The sequence below is a fragment of the Embleya sp. NPDC025285 genome (assembly GCF_055558835.1).
Window position 1 is genome coordinate 1 of sequence record NZ_JBVHLU010000274.1, and the last position, 1,971, is coordinate 1,971.

At 64.9% G+C, this 1,971-nt stretch carries 1 protein-coding gene; it reads left to right on the plus strand.

The annotated features are described in order from the left end of the window. Positions 1-602: 602 nt before the first annotated feature. The gene (gene ltrA, locus ACZ4FV_RS52145; RefSeq protein WP_465328500.1) at positions 603-1,865 is read left to right on the plus strand and encodes a group II intron reverse transcriptase/maturase; all 1,263 of its coding nucleotides are present in this window, start codon (positions 603-605) and stop codon (positions 1,863-1,865) included. Positions 1,866-1,971: the final 106 nt, after the last annotated feature.

Below are 1,971 nucleotides of genomic sequence, written 5' to 3' on the forward strand. Positions count from 1 at the left end.
ATGTGGCTCTGGCAAGATTTTCGGTGTGTCCTGAACGTGGAGGAGACCTCGTGTAGGAGAGCGATCTGAAGCGATGCTGCTCGAACGATGAAGGTCTTGGCCCTTCGGAGCCGCCCTGCGGTGGGAGGCTTCAAACCGCCTCATGCTGCGTTTGCTGAAGACAGTCGTGGTGAGCGATGAGGAAAAGGCGGACGTGATCCGTCAGGTGGGGACCGGGAAGGCGAACGCGAGTGAACCACTGCTGACGTGTCGAAACTTGCCTAGATGACATCAAAACCGGGGCGTCGAAAAGGCCCCGGGATGAGCCTGGCGGAAACCCGCTTACTGGCCAGGCGGTGTCCGGCATGAAGGTGGCGCGAGCCCGGTCTGCGGCGTTCGAGCGGAACAGGAGAAGGCACGTTCGGATACCGCCCCGAGGGGCGACAGGGGAGAGCCGTGGTTCGGGACGACCCGGAGGCGGCGTCAGAGTACCCATGGCCGGACGTGCCGGCGGATCGGCTCGTAGTAGCGGTGAAGGCCCTGTAACAGGGCTGGAGCGAAGGGGCCGGGTCGTTCGTGACTGTGTTCGTACGATCAACCGGAAGTGCTCCGGGAGGAGTCGCATGGACGAGTTGAAAGCACCGAGCAAGCCGTTCGAGATCTCGAAGCGGGCTGTCCAGGTGGCGTGGGAGAAGGTCAAGGCGAACCAGGGCTCAGCCGGAGTGGACGGGCAGTCGATCGCGGACTTCGAGAAGGACCTGAAGAAAAATCTGTATCGGGTCTGGAACCGCATGTCCTCGGGGACGTACTTTCCGCCGCCGGTGAAGGCCGTGGAGATCCCCAAGGCGCACGGAACGGGCACGAGAATCCTAGGCGTGCCCACCGTGGCCGATCGGGTCGCGCAGACGGTTGCGGCCATGGAGTTGGAGCGGAGGGTCGAGCCGATCTTCCATCCGGACTCCTATGGCTACCGGCCGGGCCGCTCGGCGCTGGACGCGGTCGGGGTCTGTCGGCAGCGGTGCTGGGAGTACGACTGGGTGGTCGAGTTCGACATCCGGAAGTTCTTCGACTCCGTGGCGTGGGACCTGATCGTCAAAGCGGTGACGGTGCACTGCGATCTGCCGTGGGTGGTGCTGTATGTCAAGCGGTGGCTCGCCGCCCCGCTGGCACTGTCCGACGGCACGCTGGCCGAACGAGATCGCGGAACCCCACAAGGCTCAGCGATCTCACCCGTGCTCGCCAATCTGTTCCTGCACTACGCGTTCGACGCCTGGATGACCCGGGAGTTCCCGGGCGCGGTGTTCGAACGTTACGCCGACGATGCGGTTGTGCACTGCTCCAGCCTGGAGCAGGCCCAGGCCGTCCTGGCGGCGACCAGGGAGCGGATGCGCGAAATCGGGCTGGAGCTGCACCCGGAGAAGACCCGGATCGTGTACTGCAAGGACGATCGGCGGCGCGGCTCGCATGAGCACACGTCGTTCGCGTTCCTGGGGTTCACCTTCCGGCCGCGCGAGGTGCGGACCAAGACCGGGAAGATGCGACTGGGCTTCAACCCGGCGGTCAGCAAGGACGCCTTGAAGAAGATGGGCGCGACGGTGCGGGCCTGGCGGCTCCACCACCGCACCGGTTCCTCCGAACACGACCTCGCACGAATGATCAACCCGGTCGTGCGAGGGTGGATGCAGTACTACGGGGCGTTCCACCGCTCCGCGCTGAATCCCCTCCTGAGCCGCATCAACGCCTACCTGATGCGGTGGTCGCGCAACAAGTACAAACGGCTGCGGGGACGCAAGCGAGCCCAAGCGCAGTGGGCGACGGTCGTGAGGCTATGGCCGAAGTTCTTCGCCCACTGGGCCTGGGTGACCTGGGTCCCGGCTGTCTGGTGACCAGAACGACAAGAGCCGTGTAAAGAGAGATCTTTACGCACGGTTCCGTGGGAGCCCCGGGCTGAGACGCCCGGGGCGACCCGACTAGCCGGAGATCATCCCGAGA

Coding starts and splice junctions, on each gene's coding strand:
- ltrA (WP_465328500.1), top strand. CDS start 603: ATGGACGAGTTGAAAGCACCGAGCAAGCCGTTCGAGATCTCGAAGCGG.